The organism is Ruegeria sp. HKCCD7255, from assembly GCF_013031565.1.
GTDB lineage: Bacteria > Pseudomonadota > Alphaproteobacteria > Rhodobacterales > Rhodobacteraceae > Ruegeria.
Window position 1 is genome coordinate 250,070 of sequence record NZ_WQAG01000005.1, and the last position, 23,290, is coordinate 273,359.

Here is a 23,290-nt window from a genome sequence, read left to right on the forward strand (position 1 = left end):
TTATGTTATGTTTCGTAAAACAATTGCCCCGTGGGCAAATACATCCACTTTTACCAACTTTATCTTCGGCACAGCCAAGAACGATACCTTGGCGGCGCCAAACGCGGGAACCGGGGTTTTCGGCTTCCGAGGAAATGACCACCTTTCAAGTATGTTCAACGATACCGCCCTTCACGGTGGTGCCGGTGAAGATAAGCTGACTACGCATATTACGTTGGTAGATAGCGGCGTAACCCCGTTTAATATCAATACGAAGCAAAGCGGGGGTACTGGGGCCGATGTGCTGAAAACCACCATAGCAGATCCCAGTTTTACCTTTGTCGATTTCATCAACACGCATTCTTCGGGGGGAAACGGCGACGACATTATCACCGTGAACGTGAGCGCATTTGGCGGTGTGCAACAGTTGGAAAACTACGTCTCCGGCGGGCGTGGCGACGACCAGATCGACATTCGCGCCACGTTCTTTGATGGCGTCGGGCAAAACACGGTCCATGCTGGCTCGGGCGATGATGTGGTTCGGGTCTCGATCTCTAGTAGCTTTTTCGGTGGTGCAGCAACCTCCATCAACACGGTTTGGGGTGGTCAGGGCGACGACCAGATCGAAGCGAGTGCTTCTGCAACCGCAAACAGTAGCGAGTTGGCGGCAAACTACCTATACGGGGGCAGTGGAAATGACCACATCATAGCTCTTGCAACGACAGACTCGAATGTGGCGACTCCTGTCGGTTTGAACGAAGTCTACGGCGGTGCGGGGAACGATATTCTCGAAGCGAACCAAGTCACCGATGGTGAAAACTTTTTGACCGACGTCACGAACAAGATGCGCGGTGGTTCAGGGGAAGACCGGATTATGGCTACATCTCTGGCCTTGTCGTTTGAAGGAGATGCAATCGCCCACAACGACATTCACGGTGGGTCTGGCTCTGACAAGATCAAAGTCTCGATAGATACTCTTGCCACGCTTCGCGTCGACGCGTCGAACAATGTCTCAGGTGGTTCCGGGAACGACAAGATTCGTGCCGAGATCACGGCTGAGTTCTATGATGAAAGCTCGGTGGTCGAAAACACTCTCTTCGGCCAGAGCGGGAACGACAAAATAATCGCATATGCATCTGCAACAAATGCCTTTGATCCCTCAGCCTTGGCAGAGGCCTTCAACCACCTCGACGGTGGCAGCGGAGATGATGTGCTAAAGGCCACAATCGCTGCTGGATCTGACGGAAAGAACACGCTCTTGGGGCGTGCGGGCAATGACAAACTTGTTGCCAATGGCGGGAACAAGAACTTGCTGGACGGCGGCTCGGGGCACGATGTTCTTTATGGCAGTGACAACAGCGACACTTTGGTAGGCGGTGCCGGCAAAGATAAGCTGGATGCCGGGTTGGGCGATGACTGGTTGTTCGGTGGCAAGCATGCTGACTCCTTCATCTTCAAATCGTCCTTGGATCAGGGAACCAAAACGCTGGGGGATTTCCAGAAATCAAAAGATATTCTGGTGTTTTCGGATCTGGACGATAATGGCGCCCCGGGTTTGGTGGATGATTTGGATGCAATCTCAACCTTTCAGGACGATGGGTCTGATGTGATTGTAACGCTGGACACCGGAACCGTTCTTGTCTTTGAGGGCGCTGGGAACGGGGCTGTAGACAGCTTTGCCGATCTCGTCGAAGACCCGATAACCCAGTTGCTTGGCGCAGCTGACGAGTTTGCCTGGGTTTGATTCCCACCCTGCGGCTTTAACAATGCTGCACCGATGACGTCGCGCGGAACCGCAATCAACTTGTACAGCGCGCGGCGTCGTTCTTTACTGTCCCGGTGTATTCGGGAAAGGCCGGGCAATGAAAATCGCAACTGCTGCTTATGATCTGACCTGGCTGGACAGCTGGGCGCAGTACGAAGACAAGTTGCACTGCTGGGTTTCTGAGGCTGCTGGGCAGGGGGCTGCCCTGCTTGTCTTTCCCGAATACGGCGCGATGGAGCTTTCGACGCTGGACGGCGCGGAAGCGGCAGGGGATCTCGAACGCTCGATCCGCGCGGTTTCGGATCGGATGGAGGCCGCAGAGGCGCTGCACCAGCGCCTTGCTCAAGAGCATAAGGTTCACATTTTGGGGGCTTCAGCCCCAGTATTGGACGGACCCGGTCGGCCTGTGAACCGCGCTGTTCTGTATACGCCCGAGGGCGCGCAGGATCATCAGGACAAGCAAATCATGACCCGGTTCGAGCGCGAGACCTGGGACATCGTACCCGGTGGTCCGCTGAAACTGTTTGACACCGCGCTGGGCAGGATCGGCATCCTAATCTGCTATGACAGCGAGTTTCCCTTGCTGGGTCGCGCGCTGAGCGAGGCTGATCTGATCCTTGTTCCGTCCTGCACCGAAGCGCTCTCGGGTTATTGGCGCGTTCGGATCGGCGCCATGGCCCGGGCGTTGGAAAACCAATGCGTGACGATCATGGCCTCGTTGGTGGGCGACAATGACTGGTCCGAGGCCGTGGATATGAATACCGGTGCGGGCGGTGTCTTTGGTCCACCTGACAAAGGTTTCCCCGAAACCGGCGTGTTGGCCCAAGGACAATTGAACCAGCCGGGATGGACCTATGCCGAGGTTGATCTCTCGGCGATTTCTCAGGTTCGCGCCGACGGGCATGTGCTGAACCGCACCCATTGGGACGAGCAACAGCCCCGAGTCGAATCGGTCACAATCTCTTCGCTGAGGTGATTCCGCCCTTGAAATAAGGGGCAAATAGGCCCATTTAGGCGCACATCCTCGCAGATTCTGCGAGTGCAACGCAAAGATGGAGACAACATGGCCAAGGAAGATACGCTCGAATTTCCCGGTGTCGTGAAGGAACTCCTGCCGAATGCGACGTTTCGGGTCGAGCTGGAAAACGGCCATGAGATCATCGCACATACGGCAGGCAAGATGCGCAAGAACCGCATCCGTGTTCTGGCTGGCGACAAGGTGCAGGTCGAGATGACCCCTTATGATCTGACCAAGGGTCGGATCAACTATCGCTTTAAGTAACGTTCTGAACTTATGGCGTTTGTTCTTGGATCGGGCAGCCCAAGGCGGCTGGACCTGCTGGCACAGCTCGGCGTGCAGCCGGATGCCATTCGCCCGCCCGACATTGACGAAACGCCACTGAAGGCCGAATTGCCTCTGCCCTATTGCAACCGCATAACGCGGGAAAAGGTGCAAGCGGTTGAGGCCGCCCCCGACGATATCACCCTATGCGCCGATACCACGGTTGCCTTGGGGCGCCGCATCCTCGGCAAACCTGAAAACGCAGGCGAAGCGGCTGAGTTTCTGCATGCGCTCTCTGGCCGCCGTCACCGTGTGATCACATCGGTCGCAGTGCGACGCGGAGACCGCGTTTTGCAGCGCGATGTCGTGTCTCAGGTCAAAGTCAAACGCCTGTCGGATGTTGAAATCAACACCTATCTGGCAACCAATGATTGGCAGGGCAAAGCCGGCGCTTATGCCATTCAGGGCCCCGCAGGCGCATTCATCCCGTGGATTTCAGGCTCGTTCACCGGCATTGTCGGGCTGCCATTGTCCGAAACAGCAGCGCTGTTGCAAGGCATCGGATATCCTCTGTATCGCGAGGCATCATGAAAGGTCGCACAATCGTTTTGGACCATATACAGGGACGCGAAGCTGCGGCTCTGATGGTTGACGGCAAGCTCGACGACTTCCTGATCGAAGCGGATGCGCCCGCCCCGGGCACGATCTACCGCGCCCGCGCGGATCGCCCGATGAAGGGGCAAGGCGGCATGTTCCTGACCACCCCCGACGGCCCCGCTTTTTTGCGTCAGGTCAAAGGGCTGGCCCCGGGTGCCCTGCTTTTGGTTCAGGTCAGCGGATATGCCGAGCCGGGCAAGGCCATCCCGGTGACCAATCGTATCCTGTTCAAAAGCCGCTATGCCATCGTCACACCCGACGCGCCTGGCCTGAATATCTCGCGCAGCATCAAGGATGACAACACGCGGGACCGCTTGATTGAGATTGCCCACGCGCAGATGGACGGCAGCGCTTATGGCCTGATCTTGCGCTCGTGCTGTGCCAGCGCGGATGACGACGAAATCGCCGAAGATATCTCGGCCATGCTGGCCCAGGCCGAGCAGGTGATGGGTGACGCCGGAACCGAACCCGAACTGCTCAGCGAAGGCGATGGTCCCCATCTTCTGGCCTGGCGCGACTGGACTGATCCGGCAGATGTGGAAACCAAGGCTGGCGGGTTCGAAACCCACGGGGTTCTGGATGCGCTGGACGTGGCGCGTGGCATCGCCGAACCGCTCCCGGGTGCCGGAACGCTCTATATCGAGCCCACGCGCGCCCTGGTTGCGGTGGATGTGAACACCGGCGCTGATACATCGCTTGCCGCAGGCACCAAAGCCAATTTCGCCTGCGCCAAGAGGCTGCCCCGCGCTTTGCGCCTGCGCGGGTTGGCCGGTCAAATTACCCTGGATCTCGCCCCCATGCCCAAGAAAGACCGACGCGGATTCGAAGCGGCCTTGAAAGCTGCGTTCCGATCCGACCCGGACGAGACAACGCTTGCAGGCTGGACCCCGCTGGGCCATTTTGAGCTGCACCGAAAACGGGGCAGAGCCCCCCTTGCAGAGATCCTGAAATGAGCTGCCCGATCTGCCAAGAAGACACTGTTCAGAAGTTCCGCCCCTTCTGCTCAAAACGCTGCGCGGATATCGATCTGGCCAAATGGTTGAACGGTTCCTACGCAGTGCCGTCGCAACGCGAAGAAGACCTTGATGCTGAGCCCGAAGCACAAGTTCCGCCAGTGACAGGACCACACTGAAAAAATGTAAAAAAGCCTCTGGACACTCCCCGTGGCAAATCATAGAACGCGTCCACCCAACGGCAAACACCGTTCCCGTGCCCGGGTAGCTCAGGGGTAGAGCAGTGGATTGAAAATCCTCGTGTCGGTGGTTCGATTCCGCCCCCGGGCACCATTTAACTCTCTGATATGATTGAGTTTACCGCTCATCCTTCATCCTAGCTTTGGTCAGGTTTGACGCTTTTCGGCGAAGGTTTGACAATCTTCGCGCGCCTTTCGTTTTCTTTTTCCAGTGCCGCCATGGTTTCACGGTTCTTTTCGGCAAGGTTTGCAGACCGGGAATAGTGCCGCGCCATGGACGGTGTTTTCTGCCCCAGAAGGTCCGCGATGCGGCGTTCATCCAGCCCCGCCTCGCGCAAAGTCGTGGCGACCGTGTGCCGCAGACCCTTGAGGGTCAGGCCTTTTTCGATAAGGCCTTCATTCTCAAGGGCGGATTTGAAACGGTGCCAAACAGTTGAGAAGCCGTTGTAGGTCCAAGCTTCGCCGCGCGAATTGGAAAGCACAGTCTCGGCGTTATGGTCCGGCATGCGGTCAAGGGCTGCTTGCAGCGTCGGGCTGACCGGAATCGCAACCTCTTCGCCTGTCTTGCCGCGTACGCCCCAGATGGTGCCGCCATCGACCTGATCCTTCCGCAAGCGAAGCGCGTCGGACGGATCGAGGCCAGTGTTCATCATCAAAGCAAGCGCAACACGCACATGAGGCTTGGCTTTGCCCAAGGCAATATCGCGTTCTTCTATTGTCCAGGGGCGGTTAGCATAGGCGCGGTCGCGCGGGCGGCGTTTCGGAATGACGTCCTTCGCGAAGTTGGCGGAGATCAGACCCTTCGGGATGTTGTAGCGAAACACCTCGCTCAGTAGCGTCCTGACCATGTTCGCCCGCCGCCAGCCGATCTTCTTCGCGGCCTTGTCGTGGACGCCTGCAATCAACGGGGTGTCTATCACATGAATCGGTGTGCCTTTGATCGGCTCAAGGAAGTCAGCGCATTTGCGGTAGTCGCGCCGGGTGGCTTCGGCGAGGTTCTGGAAGTGCTCGGTCGCAAAGTAGGAATGGATCAGCCCGCCAAGGGTTCCGGCCTTTGGGGCTTTCGCCTTTTGAGCCTCGGCTATTGAACGAATTGTCTCGCATTCCGCAAAAAACTCGGCGGAGCCGATGGGCGACTGGGCTAGATCAATCTTATGCCCTGTTTCGCGGTGGTAGCATCTGGGTTTTCCATGCCGATCCTTGAAAATCTTGAACCCTTTGACACGAATTTGGGTCATCCTAGTCGATCCAGGATGGTTTCGCGGGTATCTGTGACCAACCCGGATTTCACATCATCAATCCAAAGATCGATATCGCGGCGATCCCAAAGAAGCGTCCCTTGCTTAAGTTCAACGGGTCGCACAGGGCATGCAGTCTTGAAGTGCTTTATTGGCAGGCCCGTATAGCTGGCCGCTTCTGATTGTTTGAGCATCCGCTTGTCGATCACGCTGATGTTGAGATTGGTCGTACCCATGTCACTTCCTTTCCCCGCACCCATGATTCGACATCAAGTCATCAGTCGATTTGACCTTTGTGGCCTTCTTCCGAAACCTTTCCCATCCGCTCATAGTAAGCATTTTGGTTTTTGCCGAGATTTCAACGAACTCCAACCTGCCATCATTCATCAGAGCGCGAATTTGCGCCGCGCTCAACCCGACCATGCTTCCAAGTTGCTTTGGAGAGAGTAGACGTTCTTGGTTCAATTTCAGCCTCGTACACTAAATATGAATGGAATCGCTTGTTCCGCACCTTCTGACGTGTTCAGATAGCATTATCTAAATTTTACTGTCATTTTGTGCAGTTTCGCTCAAATTGACAGTCGGGTCAATGGGAACCTTGCATGGTGCGGGATTTAAAGGCTGTCTTCTCGGCAATGGGTGCTCGACTTGCGATCGCGCGCAACGAAGTCGGCTTGACACAAACCGCCATGGCGGACGCGATCGGCGTCTCACACCGCGCCTATCACAGCTACGAAAAGGGCCAACGCGGCATGCCTGTAGAAGCCTTGGTCGCGATTGCCGATAAATTCGATGTAGACGCAGCATGGATCCTATTGGGCACAAAATCTGTCAGAGCAGCTCATGACTTTGACGCGCTAAAGAGGATCGAGATTTCGCTCGATCAACACCTCACAGACGAAAACATCAAAATTAAGAGCGAGAAACGCGGAGCAATCGTAGCTCGCTGGTATCAGTCACACGTCGAAGGCCGTGAAGTCAGTGACGATGACGTGCACACATGGATCGAGTTGGTAAGGGAGTAATCTGGTGAACAAGGCAAGCAAACGCTGGAACATGTTGCGGCATTCGGTCTTGGAGCGCACTCGCCGCGAGGTGATTGAACCCTTTGGGCTGCTTTACCTGATCTTCCTGGGAACCAGCGTGTTCTACTTGATTGGCTTGGGTCGACTATTATTGGCACAACAGTCTGCCGAATACTCGGTTTTTGCTGCCATCCAGATTTTTGCGATCGCCGCAGCTGGCTTGGCACTTCCATTTTTGACAGGTGCGGTGCTGACCCTACGCGCGGCCGATCGAAAACTGGAACGTCTCCAACGCGGGTGAACCGATGGCTTTCGGCGTCTTCATCCACCGCAGCGACTCGATCTACGACGACATTCCCTCGCAGCGGTATCAGTTTCCGAAGCAATACCTCTCACGTGCCCAACAGTGCGAAGGGGATTGGATCGTCTACCTGGAGCCAAGCAAAGTCAAAGAGACCAAAGGGTACTTTGCTGTCGCCAAGGTCCAGGAGATCATTCCGGATCCTAGGAAACCGGACATGTTCTTGGCCGTGATTGAGCCGGGAACGTATCTTGATTTCGGCGACCCAGTTTCATTCCGGGACGAGAATTCAATCATCGAAAGAGGATTGCTGAACGATCAAGGTAAGATATCCGGGCGTGCGCAAGCCGCAGTAAGAACCCTTTCAGCTGAAGACTTTGCCCGAATAGTCGAACGTGGCCTTGGACGAGATGAGGACATCCTGCCTCGCGTGGGCGACACGATGCAAATGCCAGGGTTTCAAGATGCTCAAACACCTTTCCAACACATGCCTGCTCGGGAACGAGTCAACCAGCTGACCAATCGCGCGGTTCGCGACCGCAACTTCAGAAAGAACGTCCTGCGCGCCTACGGCGAACGCTGCGCCATCACCGGTCTACGTCTGATCAATGGCGGTGGCCGAGCTGAAGTGGAAGCCGCTCATATCAGGCCTGTAGAGCATGACGGTCCCGACATCGTTAGCAACGGGCTCGCCCTGTCCGGGACTGCACACTGGATGTTTGATCGCGGTCTCGTTGGATTGGCAGACGACCTGACCATTCTGGTTTCACGTCAGAGCAACGACATTCAGGCCGTGACATCGATGATCAACGCGTCCGGCAAGATCTTGGTGCCGGACCGCCTCGCCAACCGGCCAAGGGCAGAGTTTGTAACCTGGCACAGAGAGAATTGTTTCAAGCAGTAACGATACTGAACCGGACCTTGGTGCAAAACGCAGCTAACGTCCGGAAAGAGCCCAAATTGACCAATGCTGCGGCCAGGATCAAGGGACGTGAACTGTTAGAAGCTGCCATTCAAATCTGCGGATCAACGGTTTGCGAGTGAGAGATTACGTTCCGCTCAATCCCCCAAAAGTTTCACGCGGCGGCAATGAACTTGGGGACAGGCAAAGATCGCTTCCGATGCCATATGCGCAAGATCGAAACGAGATGAACACAGCGCATAAGCGCGAAATACGACGTTTCGCTCGGCTCTGAGGCTCCGAAAGCGCGGGGTTTGACTCCTGCTCTGTCAAAAGAATCCTTGACCAGTTCCAGTATCAGCACTAGTAGAAATGAAACGTCGTTTTGCTGCATGAAACATCAAGGTGATAAAAGATGGGATCGCCCATGTCGCGGACCCGCAAGCCAACCAACAGTTAGGGAGGAGCCTGACATGATGAAAGATAACGGAAAATTGACGCTCACTGCGGGTCTCGCAGCCGGTAGTCTGGTCATTGCCACGTCTGCCTTCGCCGAAGGCGAGGTGGTGTTTTCGTCCTGGGGAGGTTCATTCCAAGATGCGCTTCGGGAGTCCATGCTGGACCCAGCGGCGAAAAAGCTGGGTCTTACCATCAAGGAAGACACGACAAACGGCATTCAAGACGTGCGTGCGCAGATCACCGCGGGTGCGGTTGCCTGGGACATCACCGAACAGGCGTTGTCCGACTGCGCCCGTTTGAAGCAAGAGGGGGCGCTGGAACCCATCGACTATGGCGTGGTCTCGACCGATGGCATGCCGTCCAGTCTTGTGGACAGCGAGTGGGTTGGCATGCTGACCTATTCACTGGTCATCGGCTGGCAAGCAGAGAAGTTTGGTGAGAACGGCCCACAGTCCTGGGCGGATTTCTGGAACACCGAAGCCTTTCCCGGAACGCGCGCGATGTTCAACTCGGTGTCGCATGCGCTGGAAGCGGCATTGATGGCGGATGGTGTCGACCCGGCGGATGTAAACACCGTTTTGCGGAGTGAAGGCGGCGTAGACCGGGCCTTTGCCAAGCTTGAGGAGATCGCGCCCGATATCACGGTCTGGTATCGGGGTGGGTCGCAAGCGGCGCAGTTGATGGCAGATGAAGAGATTGACTTCATTCATATCGGCAACGGCCGCGCAGAAGCGCTGAATGCCGATGCAATTACGGTTGGGTATACCTGGAACCAGGCCACGACCGATGCGGACTGCTTATTGGTGCCCAAGGGCGCGCCAAATCACGAAAACGCCATGCGGGTTCTCAATGAGATGCTGTCGGCCGAAGCGCAGGCGCGCATGGCGGTGGCCATCTCCTACGGCCCTGTGAATGCGCATGCATTTGAAACCGGGCTGATCTCGCCCGAACTGGCAGCCAAAAACAATGCCGCCCCTGACAATATGAAGACCCAGGTGGTCATTGACGCGAGCTTTTACGTCGAAAACTTCGCAGAACTGCAAGAGCGGTTTGACACTCTGGTTCAGCAGTAGGTCCAAATTGATGCGCTCCAGTCCTTCATCCGATCCGGCAGAACCTTTGAACGTCCTTTTCGTTCACGGCTGGGGGTGCGGATGGCAAGACTGGAGCGACGTCTCCTCGCTTCTGCCGGACAGTGTCCACATTGGCCTTGCCAGGCTTCCCGGAAGTCCTGATGCCGTGTCGTTGGAGGGAGCGATCAGTCTCAGCGACTGCGCGGCCCATGTGATTGCCCAGGCAAATGATCTGGGTTTTGATCGCTTTGCCCTTGTCGGGCACAGCATGGGTGCCCGGATTGCCATTGAACTGGCTGCGACTTGGCCAGGACGCGTCTCTCATCTTCTTTTGCTGGATGGCAGCAACGTTCCTGAAGACCCCGAAGAAGCCGTTGCGCGTCTGGCAGAGCAGCTTGGTCAGAAAGGATGGGCGGAGGCGGCAGTCGGTGGGATGATGGTCAACAACCTCGATCCAGATCAAAAACGTGATATTGTGAACCGGGCTGCGCAATATCCGGCAGACGTTTTGAAGGCGTATTACCATGCGATGGCTGCATGGGATCGCGATAAATTTGTTCCGGCCATCGACCGGCTCACCTGCCCGGTCACAATCCTGCAATCAACGTCGCTGGACGAACACGAAGTTCGCCGATCGGCGACGACCCACCCCGCATCGCTTTGGCTGGATGCCTTGCGCGCGCGGGTTCCCGGGGCGGTGATCAAGCTGGTGCCGAATACCGGCCATTTCATCATGTACGAACGGCCGCAACTGATCGCCGACTGGATGGAAGAGACATTGCAGGTCAACCACGGCGTTCACCACGAAAAACCCAACCAAATAACGAGAGAATATCAAGGGAGAAACTGACATGAAAAAAGTAGAGAGAAAACTGTCGCTTGCGACCAGCCTCGTTGCCGGCAGCCTGGCAATGGCTGCGCCAGCCTTCGCCGAGGGCGAGGTGGTGTTTGCATCCTGGGGCGGGTCCTTTCAGGACGCATTGCGCAGCGCCATGCTGGAACCTGCCGCCGGCGCGCTGAATGTCACGGTCAAGGAAGATACCACAAACGGTATTCAGGACGTGCGCGCACAGATCACAGCGGGTGCCGTCGCCTGGGATGTGACCGAGCAGGACTTGCCCTCGTGTGAAACACTCAGCCGTGAGGGCAGCCTTGAGCCGATTGATTACTCGATTGTCGACACAACGGGCATCCCCGAAGAGCTGATCCACGAAAACTATATCGGCTTCATCAACTTCACCAAGGTGATTGCGTATCGCAAGGATGCCTTTGGCGACAATGGTCCGTCCAACTGGGCAGAGTTTTGGGATCTGGAAAACTTCCCAGGCAAGCGCGGCATGCACGGCAAGGTGAACTACAACCTTGAGGCCGCCCTTATGGCCGACGGTGTGCCGATGGCCGATATCTACGACACATTGGCCACGGACGAAGGCAAAGCGCGCGCCTGGGCCAAACTGGGAGAGATCGCACCAGAGGTCACCGTTTGGTATCGTGGCGGGTCGCAGTCCGCGCAGCTGCTGCGTGATGGAGAGGTGGACGTGATCCACATGGGCCATAACCGCGTGGAAAGCGTGATCGCATCCGGCATTGAAGTCGCCTATGCCTTCGATGGAGGGACGATGGATGTCGACTGTCTGCTGGTGCCCAAAGGTGCCCCGAACAAAGACAACGCCATGCGCCTGATCAATGAGCTGCTGAGTGCCGAAGCGCAGGCACGGCTGGCGGTCACGATGCCGCTGGGCCCGGTGAACACCGGTGCGTTTGACACTGGTATTATCTCGGGAGAGATGGCGGTTAAGGTCAACACCCATCCCGACAACTACGGCAAGCAGCTTCTGGTCGATCCGAACTTCTACATCGGCCAGCTGGGTGAGTTGACTGAAGAGTTCGACACTCTGATCCAGCAATAATCCATCTGGGCGCAGCGCATTTGGCACTGCGCCCACTTTTCAAGTCAGGAGCTAGCATGTCCTCTGCTACCCAATCCCTTCCCATCGACATATCCAGCCTGTGCAAAGCCTACGGATCAGTCAAAGCGCTCGATGATGTATCGCTGAATATCGCTGCAGGCGAATTTCTGACACTGCTTGGGCCGTCGGGCTCCGGCAAAACGACGCTCCTGATGGCGCTGGCCGGATTTGTGCGTCCTGATGGCGGGTCGATCCGGTTTGGCGAACGCGAAATGATTGCAACGCCGCCGCACAAACGCGGCCTTGGCATGGTTTTTCAAAGCTATGCGTTGTTTCCATTCATGACGGTGGCTGAAAACGTAGCCTATCCGTTGAAAATCCGCGGAGTTTCCAAAAGCGATCAAAAGACCCGCGCCGAGCGTGCGCTGGATACCGTACAGCTGGGCGGCTATGGGGATCGGCGCATCACCCAATTGTCCGGCGGCCAAAGACAGCGTGTGGCTCTGGCCCGCGCCATGGTTTTCGAGCCGCAGATCATCCTGATGGATGAGCCCCTGTCCGCGCTCGACAAAAAGCTGCGCGAGCACATGCAAATTGAATTGAAGGCGCTCCATCAAAAATTGGATGCAACGGTTGTTTATGTCACCCATGACCAGCGCGAAGCCCTGACGATGTCAGACAGGATTGCGGTGGTCAATCATGGGCGGATCGAGCAGGTCGAAACACCTGAACGGTTGTATCGCCAGCCTCAAAGTTTCTTTGTGGCGGATTTTATAGGTGAATCCATTTCGGCGCCGGTGAACGTGGCCAATAGCACGGTGCATCTTGGCGAACGCGTGCTGAAATCCGACTTGCCCATTGCTCCGGGGAGCGGTGGCCATCGCTTGGTGATCCGGCCCGAATTGCTCGAGGTCACTTCGGGTGCGGTGCCTGAAACAGCCAATGATTTGTCCGGCCGGGTTAACGACATCATTTATCAAGGCGACAGCGTGCTGGTTCTCGTGCAGCACGAAAGCGCTGGCGAGATCAATGTACGCGTCCCTGCCAATCGCGCGGGCCAAACTGGTCTGCCCTCCAAGGGAGAGCAGATTGGCCTTGCCCTGCATCCCGAAGATACAATCATCGTACCGGAGCATGTATCATGAGCATCGCCGAGCCCTTTGGGGACGCTCAGACGCTTCAGAACGCAAGCACGCTCAAATCCGAAGAACGCCGCGAGCGTCTGACGTTTTTGGGGCTTTCGATGCCTGCGGTTCTCGCAATTCTGATTGTCGTGTTTCTGCCGATTTTCTGGCTGTCTTCGCTCTCGTTTTACAACGCGGCAGGTGAACTGAGCGGCGAGAACTATGCGCGCATTTTCAATAGCGCGCTTTATCGGCGGACCTTTGTTGTCACCTTTCAGATCAGCATTTCCGTGACGGCTATTTGTGTCCTGCTCGGATATCCGCTGTGCTACTGGCTGACCAGGATGCCGAATAGAATGGCTGCCATTTTAATGGTTTTCGTACTGGTCCCGTTCTGGACGTCGGTTCTGGTGCGGACCTACGCCTGGCTGGTGCTGTTGCAGCGCAACGGGATCATCAATTCGTCGCTGATGTCGCTCGGCATCATCGAGGAACCGCTGCAACTGGCGCACAACCTCACGGGGTCCATCATTGGCATGGTGCATATCATGCTGCCGTTTCTGGTTTTGCCGCTCTACGCCACCATGCGCAACATTGACACCGACCTGGTTCGGGCCGCTGTGGGGCTAGGCTCTACGCCGCGTGGGGCATTCTGGCGGGTGTTTTTCCCGATGTCGCTGCCGGGCCTTTTTGCCGGCATCGTGCTGGTCTTCATCCTGTCACTTGGGTTTTTCGTAACGCCTGCTTTGCTCGGCGGTGGCCGCGTGCAGATGCTGGCGCAACGGATCGAAAGCACGATCACAGTCTATTCCAATTGGGGGGCTGCATCCGCATTGGGCGTTGTCCTGCTGCTGCTGGCACTGGCGATGATCTGGCTGATGAACCGTGTGTTCGGCCTCGACAAACTCTTCATGCGCTGAGGATCTGAAAATGGAACAAGTCGGACAACGTAAAATTGACGGTCTGTGGCTGACGGTGGTCGGTATCGCGGTGCTGTTTTTTCTGATCCTGCCCACGCTGATCGTGATCCCGATGTCGTTTTCGGGGGCCTCATTTCTGGAGTTCCCGCCAACGTCGTTCTCGTTCCGCTGGTACACGGCCTATTTCACCTCTGCGGAATGGATGAGCGCCACGAAGACCTCTCTGATCGCGGCAGTGTTGACCACGGCGATCGCGACGCCTTTAGGCTCTCTTTGTGCCTATGGGCTGCATTGCTCCACCCCACGGATCAGGAACACTGCGCAGATCCTCGTGATCATGCCCATTGTGGTGCCGGTAATCCTGATCGCCGTCGGCGTGTTCAGCCTTTATGCCAAGCTGGGGCTCAATTACACGCTGACCGGTATTGTGATCGCCCATACCGCGCTGGCGCTGCCGTTTGTAATCGTGACCGTGATGTCGGGTTTGCAGAACTATGACTTCGATCAGGAGCTGGCGGCGCGCAGCCTGGGTGCGTCCCGAGCTTACGCGCTGTGGACAATAACAGTACCCCAAGTCAAATTCTCGATCCAGACCGGGGCCTTTCTGGCCTTCATCACATCGCTGGATGAGGTGGTGATTTCGATGCTGGTCTCGGGCGGAGAGAATGCCACGATTACCCGCCGCATGTTCAACTCGCTGCGCGATCAGCTTGATCCGACCATTGCCGCGATCTCGACCTGCCTGATTGTCGTGTCAATCACGGCGCTCATTGGGGTTCAGTTGATCGGGCGGGGAAAGGACAGGGCACATTAATGCGTTCCTTATCTTTCGCCAAACTCAACCCGGATCTGACGGGCGGCCTCAAGGACTGCCGCGCGGTAGCCTTCGACGGCATCCTCGCCAAAGCGCACGCGCAGACCCGACAGGCTGACGGCACCCACCAGTTCGTCCTCGAGCCCCAGAACCGGAACAGACAACCCGGCAACGTCCGGATCACGTTCGCCAAGGCTGAGATAATACCCCGCCTTGCGGATGCTGCTGGCCTTTTTGCCTTGCCCGATGGAATAGGCGTCCAGAACCTGGCCCGACGCGCCCATGCTCAGCGGAATGATCTCGCCCTCCTGGACATGATCGCGCGCAAGCCTGGGCGAATTGACACGGTAGAGGCAAACGCCGGAGTTGCCGCGTTGCACGTAAAACGACGCGCTCTCTCCCGTCGCCTTCACCAGCTCCGCCAGCACCGGGCGTACAATAGGCCCCATGCGCAGGTTTTGACGAAACACGGATCCCAGGCGCCACAAAGACGGCCCGAGGTGAAACAGGCCTTCGGCGTCGCGGGTGATATGGCCAAATTTCTCAAGCGAGACGCTCAGGCGCAGGATTGTCGCTTTGTTGACACCACTGCGGTCCGCAACCTCTTTCAGAGAAAGCCCCGTATCTCCGGGCTCAAAGCAGTCCAGAACACGCAATGCACGTTCTACCGCTTCGACACCACCTGTTGTGTCCGAGGATCGGGGCTTGTCGGGCATAGGCAGACCTTTCGACGTAATACCGTGACTGTTTGTAGCCAGTTCGGACGCAATTGGAAATCGCAATCAATGAAAGCATCCGGCAATGAATAACGCGCAGAAACGATTGATGATAGATGGATTTGCTGGTCTGCCATTTGGCGAGGTTGCGCAATGCGAGGCAGGCGATGTCGGGGTTTTGGGTGTTCCAAGCGACGTCGATCGCGGACCGCGTTCCGGCGCCGCTTTGGCACCGGATGCGTTGCGCAGGATGACCGGGCAGCTTGGAACCGATCTGCCTGTGAGTGGCCGGGATCTGGGAAATCTGGACCTGTTGGGCGATTGGTCCGGCGCATTGAAACAGCTCGTGACACAAATGGTGGATCACGACGTTGTGCCGGTTGTTCTGGGGGGCGCGTCAGATGTTGCCTCGACAGTGCTGGGGGCCTTGCCTGATCTGCCGGTTGTCGCGGCCATGCCACTGGCCCGACAGGATATCGCGGCGCGACCAGCAAACACAATCTGGGTGGGGTTGAACGGTGGGCAACCCGCCTATGTCTGGGACCAGATCAGCCAGCGCGCGATGGTCTGGCGCACCGCCCGGCAGTTGGATGAAGGGCGCGCCGACACTGTTGATATGCCCGAGCGTGCGGTTCTCTGGATCGACATATCGGTCATTGATCTGGGGCATGCAGCAGGGTGCGTCGGCCTTAATCCCGGCGGGATGAAACCCGAAACGCTTGTGTCTGTCATCGGGGCCATGTCCTGTCGCTGGCAAGCGATCGTGATCACTGGCCTTGCGCCTGCCCGCGACACGCGGGGCATGTCGGAACTGGCGGCCATTGAAACCCTGAACGCGGCATTGCGTCATGGGTGATGTGGCGCAGATACAGTTTGATGCGATCCCCAGCTTTTTGGGCGTACCTGTTGGCGATCTGGAGGATCTCGTGCCTGGGCAGGTCGCGATAGCAGGATATTTTTGTGACAATCTCGACCGACCAACGCCAGAGCAACGCTACCTCGCGCGGCAGTTGCGATACGCCTACCGGCCTGGAACGGCACCCGCGAAGGCCATTGATCTGGGGGATGTGAATGTATTCCCGCTTGAGCCGGACAAGCATTTTCCCGCAGTGATCTCGCAATGCGAGGCGGTTCTGGAAACCGGCGCACGCATGGTTCTGGTTGGCGGCGATTCCAGCGGTCTGGAAGCGCTTGGCATCGCGGCACAAAAGATCACGGGTGCGGACGTTCCTGTGGTTTCGGCCACAGAGGGCATTGCGGGCGATCCGTCCCACACGCAACCGGTCGTCCTGTCCGTGGATTTGCAAGAGCTTGCGGCCAATTGGATATCGCGACCGCGTCACTTGGCCGGGCTGTCGCCCGCACAGATAATCGCGCAAATCGACGCCACCCCAGGCAATGTCATCGCCGCCGCAGTTTTTGGGCTTGCCCCGGCCTTGGATAGTCGTGGCCACACTGAGACCCACGCTGCACAGGCAATCTTGCAGGCGGTGACTGAGCGCCTTGAGAAAGGAGCAGGCTGATGCCTTTACGTTCGGCCCCATTGCCGCGCATGGCAGGGCATCTGTCGTTCATGCGCGCTCAGACCAAAGCAATCCGTGATGTCAGGCCCGGCGATCTGGCGGTGCTGGGCGTCCCGTTCGAAGACACCAGCGCGCCACATGCCGGGCAATCGCTGGCGCCGCGCGCCTTGCGTGAAACCTCGGTCTATTTCGGCTGGCACGCAAACCCGCAATTCAGCCACCCGGTTGATATTGATGCACGTCAGGATATCAGTACCGACGGTCTGCACCAGCGGCTCTGTGACCTCGGAGATATTTCGCCGGGGTCTGAGGACGCGATCCACGCGGCATTGGGGGCGGCAACCCGTCAGATCAGCCGCAATGGTGCCTGCGCCGTCATATTGGGTGGGTCGGATTGCCTGTCCGAGACAGTGCAAAGCGCGCTCCCTGAGTGTCAGACAGCGCAGCTTGGCGGCACGCCAAATGATGCGCGCGATTTTCAGATAGCGCCCTTGCCAAACGGCGGGGGCACGGCCTGCAACCCGGATACTGCCGCGCAGCTTGCAGCATTTTCCAAATGGCGGGATGTCTCAAAGCCGCTGTTTGTGCGGTTTGATCTTTCCGTGTTTGAAACATCGCTCAGCGCGTTGTGTGACCGGCCCCGGTTGGGGGGCTGCGATCTTGAGACCGTGGTGCAATGGCTTGAGCTTTTGGGACAGCACGAGGTCAGCGCCATCATGTTGACCGGTCTGAACCCGAACAGGCCCGGAATGGGTGTGGTGAAGGTTGGCCAACGACTTATGGTCACGGCTCTTCTGGCATTTATCTATGCGCGCCTCGGATTTGGGATTGATCATCCGGGTCGCCTTACTTCCAAGGAAAATGTACTGACATGACTGCAGCGATTACAACGTTCCACCCACCTCTGACTCAACCGGGATATCGGCTGTTTGATGGGCCTTTACGCGACGTGGCCGACGTCAGTGCGGACCAGATCGGCGTGGTGGGCATGCCGAGCGACTGGACACATTCCAGCCGTCTTGGCACCAGGTTCGGCCCCGAAGCATTGCGCAGGGCGACAACTCTTCTGCAATCCATTCGTCCGCAGGGGGCCAGTTTTGATCCTGACACAAGCCGCCGTACTGTGCCCGCAACCGATTGGTTGATCGATTGCGGGGACGCAGAGATCACAGCGCAAGACGTTGATGCAACGACACAGGCCATCGCCGCAATGACCGAAGCGCTGACCGTTGCAGGCGCGATCCCTCTGGCACTGGGCGGCGATCATTATAACAGTTTTCCAGCCTGTCTGGGGTATTCCCGTGGGCTGGCCAAACGCGCACCAAACGCGCGTTTTGGGTATATCCAGATCGACGGTCATCTGGATTTCTCCGACAGGCTGGGCGCATGGGGCAGCCACAACCACGCAACCAATGCCCGCAGGGTTTCTGAACTGCCCAACATTGATGTGTCCAATATGGTCTGGGTCGGCATCACGGGCTGGGTTGATGGCGGCGATCTGGCCCTGATCGAAGAACAGGGGGGGCGGGTGTTTTCAGCTGGCGATGTGCAAAAACTGGGCGCGGCCGAGGTGATGCGTCAGGCCTTTGCCCACGCCATGCAGGGATGCGATGAGCTCTATCTGTCGATTGACATTGATGCGATGGACGCCGGTTACCTTCCCGGCACAGGCTCCATCGTGCATAGCGGCATTACACCGCGTCAGTACTACGACCTGCTGGATGGGTTGGCCGAGGCCCCCTTGGGCGGGTTGGATATTGTCGAGGTCTCACCTCCGCTTGATCCTTCAGAGCGCACGGAGTTCCTTGCGGCGGAAATGCTGTTCCGGGTCCTGCGCCGTTTTCGCACGCGACCGGTGTAGGAGCTATGATGAAATATTTCGGCACCCGGCAACTGGGTGGGCTATCACATGACGGACAGATCCTTGCCCCGGCAACCCGGCCCTGGATCACGGATCTTTCAGCGCTTTGCCCTTACGAGGGTCTGCAACCCGGTAACCTCCCGGAATTTGAACGTGACCCGGATTGGGACAACTGGGCGCTCACGGACAGCCCCAAAGACCCGACCAAACGCCTGAACTGGCATGTGTTTCAACAGGGAGGCACCCGGTATCTGGTGGCCGACCGGATGCTAATGAGCCGCATCAGCTGGCAGGATCTGGACGATGTCGGGTATGTCTTTGGCACAGAGGTGTCGATTGATGGCAGGCAGTTTCGCTGCCGGTTGCTTACTGGCGGTGATACGCCCCACGATGACCCCTATCAGGGTGCGACCGGGCCCAATGAATGGGATACGTTGGTGGGCGGCGCTGCGGTAGCGAGCGCGCCTCAGCCGGACCCGGCCAATAGTGCAGCACCGCTTAGCCCGGATCATCTGAATTCCACCCATAACAGTCTGTGGAACTGGTTCGGGGCGGTCAGCTGGACCGCCGAACCCGTCGCCAATCGAGCCGATGGGCGGGTATGCCGGGGCTATCATGGCCCGACCTTTTTTTACGTGAACACTGTCGACCACCGGCATGAAGATATCGGGTGGCGACCAGTTCTTGAGGAAGAGCTATGACTACAGACCCCTTTCCCAACTATATCGCCGGAACATGGGCCGCTGGCAGTGGTGCTGTTCCAAACCTCAACCCATCCGACCTGAATGACACAATCGGGGATTATGCGCAGGCTAGCGCCAACCAGGCCGCCCAGGCGATCGAGGCCGCCGCTGCCGCCCTTCCGAAATGGCGTGCGACATCGCCACTGGTCCGGTTCGAAGCACTGGACCGCATCGGGTCGGAAATCCTTGCCCGTGTGGACGAGCTGGGCGACATGCTGGCCCGCGAAGAGGGCAAAACCCTGTCCGAGGCCAAGGCCGAAGCACATCGCGCCGGGCATTTGTTCAAATATTTCGCGGCTGAGGCGTATCGTGCTACGGGCGACGCTTACCAATCTCTGCGCGAAGCTGTGTCGCTTAAGGTTGTGCGCGAGCCCATTGGCGTTGTGGGCGTGATCACGCCCTGGAATTTCCCGCTGGCGATCCCGGCATGGAAAATTGCACCCGCTCTGGCCTATGGCAATACGGTCGTATTCAAACCTGCCGAACTGGTGCCCGGATCGGCCTGGATGTTGTCCGACATCATTGCCCGTGCGGGCCTGCCCGAGGGTGTGTTCAACCTTGTGATGGGCAAAGGCCGTGAGGTCGGGGAGGCGATCGTGACCCACCCCAAAGTTTCTGGGGTCACGTTCACCGGCTCCACACCTGTCGGTCGCAATATGGGGGCGGCGCTGTTCGCCCGCGGAGCCAAAATGCAGCTTGAAATGGGGGGAAAGAACCCATTGATTGTGCTGGATGATGCGGATCTGGACCTGGCGGTTCACTGCGCTTTACAGGGTAGCTTTTTCTCAACCGGCCAACGATGCACGGCTTCTTCCCGCCTGATCGTCACTGACGGTATTCACGACGCATTTGTTGACCGTCTTTGTGCGGCAATGAAAGATCTCAGGGTCGGTGATGCGCGCGCGCCGGACACGCAAATTGGCCCGGTGGCCAGTGAGGCGCAGTTGGCCATTGACAAAAGCTACATCGAGGGTGCTGTGGCTGACGGCGCAACACTTGCCGCAGGAGGCAGCGATGTCAGATTGAATACGCCCGGACATTACCTTGCTCCGGCCCTGTTTACCGATGTGTCACCACAGGCAGCCGTGGCGCGTGACGAAATCTTTGGACCTATCGCTGCTGTATTGCGTGTGCCGGACTATGATGCTGCCCTTGCCACCGCCAACGACTGCGAATTTGGATTGTCTGCGGGCATCGTCACGCGGGATGCGACCAAGATCGACCATTTCTCGCAGCACGCTGAGGCAGGTATGATACAGGTCAATCTGCCCACCGCAGGTATGGATTTTCACGCGCCTTTTACAGGCCGAAAAGGATCCTCTTATGGCGCGCCGGAAAAAGGCAGCTATTGCCGCGAGTTTTTCACCGCAGCAAAGGTTGTACACGAGGGGCGCGGACAATGACGCAGGCACCTTTGAAGGGCATTCGCATTCTTGATCTGACCAATGTGCTGGCCGGTCCGTTCTGCTGTCACCACCTGGCGCATTTGGGGGCCGAAGTTGTCAAGGTTGAGGCCGCTGGGCGGGGCGATCTCGCCCGCCAACTGGGGGCCGACCCAGAGCTGAACAAGGCCAACATGGGCGTGTCCTTTCTGGCCCAGAACGCGGGAAAGAAATCGGTCACAGTCAACCTGAAGAACGCACGGGGCCGGGAGATTTTTCTAAAACTCGTCGAAACGGCAGATGTCGTGGTGGAAAACTTTCGGCCCGGCGTCATGACGCGCCTCGGCGTGGGCTACGAGACCCTAAAGGAGGTCAATCCGACGCTGATCTACTGTGCCATCTCCGGCTTTGGCCAAGAGGGCCCGTGGGTTCACCGCCCGGCCTATGATCAGATCATCCAGGGCACCTCGGGTGTGATGTCGATCACTGGCGGTGGCGAAAGCGCGCCATTGCGGGTTGGATATCCGGTGGCAGACACCGTGGGCGGTATCACCGCAGCCTTTGCGATATCATCTGCTCTAAACGCCAATCCGCGCGGTACGTTCATTGATGTTTCGATGCTGGAATCGGTGCTGGCGACAATGGGCTGGGTGGTGTCGAACTATCTGATCGCAGGCGTCAATCCGACCGCCAACGGCAATGAGAATCCCACTTCGGCGCCTTCCGGCGCGTTTGAGGCCGAGGGCGGGTTGATCAACATCGCCGCCAACAAGGACCAGCAATGGGAGCTTCTGACTGACCACCTGGGTTTGGCCGCGCTGCGCGAACGTCCTGAATATGCCACGCGTGAGGATCGCAAACGCAACAGGCTGGCTCTGAAAACAGAGCTTGAGGCCGTGTTAAAGACCCGACCACCGCGCGACTGGGCCAAGGAGCTCAATAGTATCGGCGTGCCCTCGGGAGCGGTTTTGACAGTACCGGAAGTACTGGAAATGCCGCAGGTTGCAGACCGCGGATTCCTCGGCCAGTTTGAAAACGTCCCCGGCGTCGGACGAGACATTCAGGTCGCCACGACCGGGATCAAACTGGACGGCAGTGCGCCCACCGTCGATGCGCCACCGCCCACATTGGGGCAGCACAACACTGAAATCTGGAGTGAGTTGGGGCTTACACCGGATGACATTGAAAAACTGGCAAAGGATGGCGCGATATGACGACCCCCTCAGATCGCAAAGATGCCGATGACATTCGCCACTGGTGGCGCACCGCAATAATCGACATGGCGCCAGGGCGGATCGCCTTCCGCGGTCACCCGATCCAGGACCTTATAGGTTCTGTTAGTTTTGCTCAGATGATTTGGCTCATGGTGCGGGGCGATATGCCCACGCCAGAACAGGCGGCACTTTTTGAATGTGCGCTGGTGGCGGGCGTGGATCATGGCCCGCAGGCGCCGTCAATTGCCGCTGCCCGTATGGCCGCGACCTGCGGGCTGGGGCTCAACAACGTCATTGCCACTGGGGTCAACATGCTGGGTGACGTGCATGGCGGCGCCGGTGAACAATGCGCCGAACTATATTTCGACGTCGCCAAACGGATCGATGACGGCGCTGAACAGGAAGCTGCCGTCCGCGACGGTATCGCCGCTTGGCGTGCGGAAAATGGCAAGATTGTCTCCGGCTTTGGCCACCGTTTCCACAAGCCCGTCGATCCCCGCGCACCGCGGTTGATAGCATTGGTACGTGAGGCCGCAAAGTCTGGTACGGTGGATGGGCGGTTTGCCGACATCGGTGAGGCGGTTCAGGCGGAAATCGGACGCAAGCGCGGCACTGAGATCGCGATGAATATCGATGGGGCCACAGCTGTTATCTTTTGTGAGCTGGGTTTTCCACCCCCGCTCTCTCGTGGTCTGTTCTGTCTCTCCCGCTCGGTTGGCGTCTTGTCTCATGGCTGGGAGCAGATGCAGCAGGGCGGCCGCAACAAAGGGCCATTGCCACCGCGCTTTCTGCCGGAATACATTGGTGTTAAGTCGAAAAGCTGAGCCGATGGACATTGATGGCGCCAACGCCGTAATTCACACCGAACTTGGCATTGATGCCCCTCTGGCGTGTGGACTGTTCTGCCGGTCTCGGACAGTGGGCATCCCGACACGCGCCTGGGGGCAGACCCGCCAAGTAAGTCGGAACAAAGGTCCATTGTCTTTGTGTAGTCTTTAAACGTATTTCAATCCAAGTAAAAAATAAAAAGGTTTTCGCGCTTGTTCTGACGTCAGCGAAGCACACCAAGCTGCCATTAGTGCAAGCGCCGCGAATTCACACTTTGTCCCGCAGAGCAGTCATCTATCGCGGGTGCCCGAATGACTGATTTCTCCGCATGCGCACCCTTCGTGGAAATCGCGGACATGTTGCGGATTGCCGCAGGGCGAATT

The 23,290-nt window shown here is 57.8% G+C and carries 26 protein-coding genes and 1 tRNA gene; 24 read left to right on the top strand and 3 right to left on the bottom strand.

All coding sequences use genetic code 11. The annotated features are described in order from the left end of the window. Positions 1-7: 7 nt before the first annotated feature. The 7 genes from GOX45_RS11975 (at position 8) to GOX45_RS12005 (ending at position 4,969) form a co-directional block, all read left to right on the top strand. Positions 8-1,723, top strand: a complete 1,716-nt coding sequence (locus GOX45_RS11975; protein WP_171101168.1) for a calcium-binding protein — start codon at positions 8-10, stop codon at positions 1,721-1,723. A 118-nt stretch (positions 1,724-1,841) separates the two neighbouring features. After that, positions 1,842-2,720 (top strand): carbon-nitrogen hydrolase family protein, encoded by an 879-nt coding sequence (locus tag GOX45_RS11980; protein ID WP_171101170.1) that lies wholly within the window; start codon positions 1,842-1,844, stop codon positions 2,718-2,720. A gap of 87 nt (positions 2,721-2,807) precedes the next feature. Further along, positions 2,808-3,026 (top strand): translation initiation factor IF-1, encoded by a 219-nt coding sequence (gene infA, locus GOX45_RS11985; protein WP_005978431.1) that lies wholly within the window; start codon positions 2,808-2,810, stop codon positions 3,024-3,026. Between the two features lie 12 nt (positions 3,027-3,038). Continuing rightward, entirely contained in the window at positions 3,039-3,617 is a 579-nt protein-coding gene (locus GOX45_RS11990; protein ID WP_171101172.1) for a nucleoside triphosphate pyrophosphatase, read from the top strand. Next, complete coding sequence (locus GOX45_RS11995; RefSeq protein WP_171101174.1) at positions 3,614-4,636, top strand: ribonuclease E/G; 1,023 nt, start codon at positions 3,614-3,616, stop codon at positions 4,634-4,636. The genes GOX45_RS11990 and GOX45_RS11995 overlap by 4 nt, the downstream gene beginning before the upstream one ends. Then, positions 4,633-4,815 (top strand): DNA gyrase inhibitor YacG, encoded by a 183-nt coding sequence (locus GOX45_RS12000; protein WP_171101176.1) that lies wholly within the window; start codon positions 4,633-4,635, stop codon positions 4,813-4,815. The genes GOX45_RS11995 and GOX45_RS12000 overlap by 4 nt, the downstream gene beginning before the upstream one ends. A gap of 79 nt (positions 4,816-4,894) precedes the next feature. After that, positions 4,895-4,969: transfer RNA gene (locus GOX45_RS12005), tRNA-Phe, on the top strand. A 43-nt stretch (positions 4,970-5,012) separates the two neighbouring features. On the opposite strand, the gene GOX45_RS12010 is transcribed toward GOX45_RS12005, so the two are convergent. Then, positions 5,013-6,113, bottom strand: a complete 1,101-nt coding sequence (locus GOX45_RS12010; protein WP_171101177.1) for a tyrosine-type recombinase/integrase — start codon at positions 6,111-6,113, stop codon at positions 5,013-5,015. Beyond that, entirely contained in the window at positions 6,110-6,349 is a 240-nt protein-coding gene (locus tag GOX45_RS12015) for a hypothetical protein (protein ID WP_035257715.1), read from the bottom strand. Before GOX45_RS12015 ends, GOX45_RS12010 begins: the two co-directional genes overlap by 4 nt. A gap of 366 nt (positions 6,350-6,715) precedes the next feature. On the opposite strand from GOX45_RS12015, the gene GOX45_RS12020 reads away from it, so the two are divergent. From GOX45_RS12020 to GOX45_RS12060, 9 genes are all read left to right on the top strand, one after another. Then, entirely contained in the window at positions 6,716-7,138 is a 423-nt protein-coding gene (locus GOX45_RS12020; RefSeq protein WP_051588083.1) for a helix-turn-helix domain-containing protein, read from the top strand. Between the two features lie 4 nt (positions 7,139-7,142). Continuing rightward, the gene (locus GOX45_RS12025; protein WP_171101179.1) at positions 7,143-7,439 is read left to right on the top strand and encodes a hypothetical protein; all 297 of its coding nucleotides are present in this window, start codon (positions 7,143-7,145) and stop codon (positions 7,437-7,439) included. A gap of 4 nt (positions 7,440-7,443) precedes the next feature. After that, positions 7,444-8,343, top strand: coding sequence for an HNH endonuclease (locus GOX45_RS12030; RefSeq protein ID WP_171101181.1), 900 nt, complete (start codon positions 7,444-7,446; stop codon positions 8,341-8,343). Between the two features lie 473 nt (positions 8,344-8,816). After that, positions 8,817-9,872, top strand: coding sequence for an ABC transporter substrate-binding protein (locus GOX45_RS12035; RefSeq protein ID WP_171101183.1), 1,056 nt, complete (start codon positions 8,817-8,819; stop codon positions 9,870-9,872). Continuing rightward, complete coding sequence (locus GOX45_RS12040) at positions 9,850-10,722, top strand: alpha/beta fold hydrolase (RefSeq protein WP_171101185.1); 873 nt, start codon at positions 9,850-9,852, stop codon at positions 10,720-10,722. The genes GOX45_RS12035 and GOX45_RS12040 overlap by 23 nt, the downstream gene beginning before the upstream one ends. 1 nt (position 10,723) lies before the next feature. Then, complete coding sequence (locus tag GOX45_RS12045; RefSeq protein WP_170361253.1) at positions 10,724-11,782, top strand: ABC transporter substrate-binding protein; 1,059 nt, start codon at positions 10,724-10,726, stop codon at positions 11,780-11,782. Positions 11,783-11,838: 56 nt separating this feature from the next. Further along, positions 11,839-12,927, top strand: coding sequence for an ABC transporter ATP-binding protein (locus tag GOX45_RS12050; protein WP_171101187.1), 1,089 nt, complete (start codon positions 11,839-11,841; stop codon positions 12,925-12,927). After that, the gene (locus GOX45_RS12055) at positions 12,924-13,826 is read left to right on the top strand and encodes an ABC transporter permease (RefSeq protein ID WP_171101189.1); all 903 of its coding nucleotides are present in this window, start codon (positions 12,924-12,926) and stop codon (positions 13,824-13,826) included. Before GOX45_RS12050 ends, GOX45_RS12055 begins: the two co-directional genes overlap by 4 nt. 10 nt (positions 13,827-13,836) lie before the next feature. Beyond that, complete coding sequence (locus tag GOX45_RS12060; RefSeq protein ID WP_171101191.1) at positions 13,837-14,640, top strand: ABC transporter permease; 804 nt, start codon at positions 13,837-13,839, stop codon at positions 14,638-14,640. Between the two features lie 8 nt (positions 14,641-14,648). On the opposite strand, the gene GOX45_RS12065 is transcribed toward GOX45_RS12060, so the two are convergent. Next, positions 14,649-15,356 carry an IclR family transcriptional regulator gene (locus GOX45_RS12065; protein WP_171101194.1) on the bottom strand — a complete coding sequence of 236 codons (708 nt, stop codon included), beginning with the start codon at positions 15,354-15,356 and terminating at the stop codon, positions 14,649-14,651. An 85-nt stretch (positions 15,357-15,441) separates the two neighbouring features. On the opposite strand from GOX45_RS12065, the gene GOX45_RS12070 reads away from it, so the two are divergent. The 8 genes from GOX45_RS12070 to GOX45_RS12105 are packed head-to-tail and all read left to right on the top strand — an operon-like array spanning position 15,442 to position 22,903. Then, positions 15,442-16,212, top strand: coding sequence for an arginase family protein (locus tag GOX45_RS12070; protein ID WP_171101196.1), 771 nt, complete (start codon positions 15,442-15,444; stop codon positions 16,210-16,212). Then, positions 16,205-16,879 (top strand): hypothetical protein, encoded by a 675-nt coding sequence (locus GOX45_RS12075; RefSeq protein ID WP_171208879.1) that lies wholly within the window; start codon positions 16,205-16,207, stop codon positions 16,877-16,879. Before GOX45_RS12070 ends, GOX45_RS12075 begins: the two co-directional genes overlap by 8 nt. Beyond that, positions 16,879-17,754 (top strand): arginase family protein, encoded by an 876-nt coding sequence (locus GOX45_RS12080; protein WP_171101200.1) that lies wholly within the window; start codon positions 16,879-16,881, stop codon positions 17,752-17,754. The genes GOX45_RS12075 and GOX45_RS12080 overlap by 1 nt, the downstream gene beginning before the upstream one ends. Beyond that, on the top strand, positions 17,751-18,740 hold the full coding sequence (locus GOX45_RS12085; RefSeq protein ID WP_171101202.1) for an agmatinase family protein: 990 nt from the start codon (positions 17,751-17,753) through the stop codon (positions 18,738-18,740). Before GOX45_RS12080 ends, GOX45_RS12085 begins: the two co-directional genes overlap by 4 nt. Positions 18,741-18,748: 8 nt before the next feature. Further along, positions 18,749-19,441, top strand: coding sequence for a hypothetical protein (locus GOX45_RS12090; protein ID WP_171101204.1), 693 nt, complete (start codon positions 18,749-18,751; stop codon positions 19,439-19,441). Continuing rightward, positions 19,438-20,886, top strand: a complete 1,449-nt coding sequence (locus GOX45_RS12095; protein WP_171101206.1) for an aldehyde dehydrogenase family protein — start codon at positions 19,438-19,440, stop codon at positions 20,884-20,886. Before GOX45_RS12090 ends, GOX45_RS12095 begins: the two co-directional genes overlap by 4 nt. Further along, positions 20,883-22,079 (top strand): CaiB/BaiF CoA-transferase family protein, encoded by a 1,197-nt coding sequence (locus tag GOX45_RS12100; protein ID WP_171101208.1) that lies wholly within the window; start codon positions 20,883-20,885, stop codon positions 22,077-22,079. The genes GOX45_RS12095 and GOX45_RS12100 overlap by 4 nt, the downstream gene beginning before the upstream one ends. After that, complete coding sequence (locus GOX45_RS12105; RefSeq protein ID WP_171101210.1) at positions 22,076-22,903, top strand: citryl-CoA lyase; 828 nt, start codon at positions 22,076-22,078, stop codon at positions 22,901-22,903. The genes GOX45_RS12100 and GOX45_RS12105 overlap by 4 nt, the downstream gene beginning before the upstream one ends. The last annotated feature ends 387 nt before the right edge of the window (positions 22,904-23,290 follow it).

Coding starts and splice junctions, on each gene's coding strand:
- GOX45_RS12050 (WP_171101187.1), top strand. CDS start 11,839: ATGTCCTCTGCTACCCAATCCCTTCCCATCGACATATCCAGCCTGTGC.
- infA (WP_005978431.1), top strand. CDS start 2,808: ATGGCCAAGGAAGATACGCTCGAATTTCCCGGTGTCGTGAAGGAACTC.
- GOX45_RS12035 (WP_171101183.1), top strand. CDS start 8,817: ATGAAAGATAACGGAAAATTGACGCTCACTGCGGGTCTCGCAGCCGGT.
- GOX45_RS12055 (WP_171101189.1), top strand. CDS start 12,924: ATGAGCATCGCCGAGCCCTTTGGGGACGCTCAGACGCTTCAGAACGCA.
- GOX45_RS11995 (WP_171101174.1), top strand. CDS start 3,614: ATGAAAGGTCGCACAATCGTTTTGGACCATATACAGGGACGCGAAGCT.
- GOX45_RS12010 (WP_171101177.1), bottom strand. CDS start 6,113: ATGACCCAAATTCGTGTCAAAGGGTTCAAGATTTTCAAGGATCGGCAT.
- GOX45_RS12090 (WP_171101204.1), top strand. CDS start 18,749: ATGAAATATTTCGGCACCCGGCAACTGGGTGGGCTATCACATGACGGA.
- GOX45_RS12065 (WP_171101194.1), bottom strand. CDS start 15,356: ATGCCCGACAAGCCCCGATCCTCGGACACAACAGGTGGTGTCGAAGCG.
- GOX45_RS12080 (WP_171101200.1), top strand. CDS start 16,879: ATGCCTTTACGTTCGGCCCCATTGCCGCGCATGGCAGGGCATCTGTCG.
- GOX45_RS11975 (WP_171101168.1), top strand. CDS start 8: ATGTTTCGTAAAACAATTGCCCCGTGGGCAAATACATCCACTTTTACC.
- GOX45_RS12000 (WP_171101176.1), top strand. CDS start 4,633: ATGAGCTGCCCGATCTGCCAAGAAGACACTGTTCAGAAGTTCCGCCCC.
- GOX45_RS12020 (WP_051588083.1), top strand. CDS start 6,716: ATGGTGCGGGATTTAAAGGCTGTCTTCTCGGCAATGGGTGCTCGACTT.
- GOX45_RS11990 (WP_171101172.1), top strand. CDS start 3,039: ATGGCGTTTGTTCTTGGATCGGGCAGCCCAAGGCGGCTGGACCTGCTG.
- GOX45_RS12070 (WP_171101196.1), top strand. CDS start 15,442: ATGAATAACGCGCAGAAACGATTGATGATAGATGGATTTGCTGGTCTG.
- GOX45_RS12100 (WP_171101208.1), top strand. CDS start 20,883: ATGACGCAGGCACCTTTGAAGGGCATTCGCATTCTTGATCTGACCAAT.
- GOX45_RS12095 (WP_171101206.1), top strand. CDS start 19,438: ATGACTACAGACCCCTTTCCCAACTATATCGCCGGAACATGGGCCGCT.
- GOX45_RS12015 (WP_035257715.1), bottom strand. CDS start 6,349: ATGGGTACGACCAATCTCAACATCAGCGTGATCGACAAGCGGATGCTC.
- GOX45_RS12030 (WP_171101181.1), top strand. CDS start 7,444: ATGGCTTTCGGCGTCTTCATCCACCGCAGCGACTCGATCTACGACGAC.
- GOX45_RS12105 (WP_171101210.1), top strand. CDS start 22,076: ATGACGACCCCCTCAGATCGCAAAGATGCCGATGACATTCGCCACTGG.
- GOX45_RS12045 (WP_170361253.1), top strand. CDS start 10,724: ATGAAAAAAGTAGAGAGAAAACTGTCGCTTGCGACCAGCCTCGTTGCC.
- GOX45_RS11980 (WP_171101170.1), top strand. CDS start 1,842: ATGAAAATCGCAACTGCTGCTTATGATCTGACCTGGCTGGACAGCTGG.
- GOX45_RS12060 (WP_171101191.1), top strand. CDS start 13,837: ATGGAACAAGTCGGACAACGTAAAATTGACGGTCTGTGGCTGACGGTG.
- GOX45_RS12075 (WP_171208879.1), top strand. CDS start 16,205: ATGGGTGATGTGGCGCAGATACAGTTTGATGCGATCCCCAGCTTTTTG.
- GOX45_RS12085 (WP_171101202.1), top strand. CDS start 17,751: ATGACTGCAGCGATTACAACGTTCCACCCACCTCTGACTCAACCGGGA.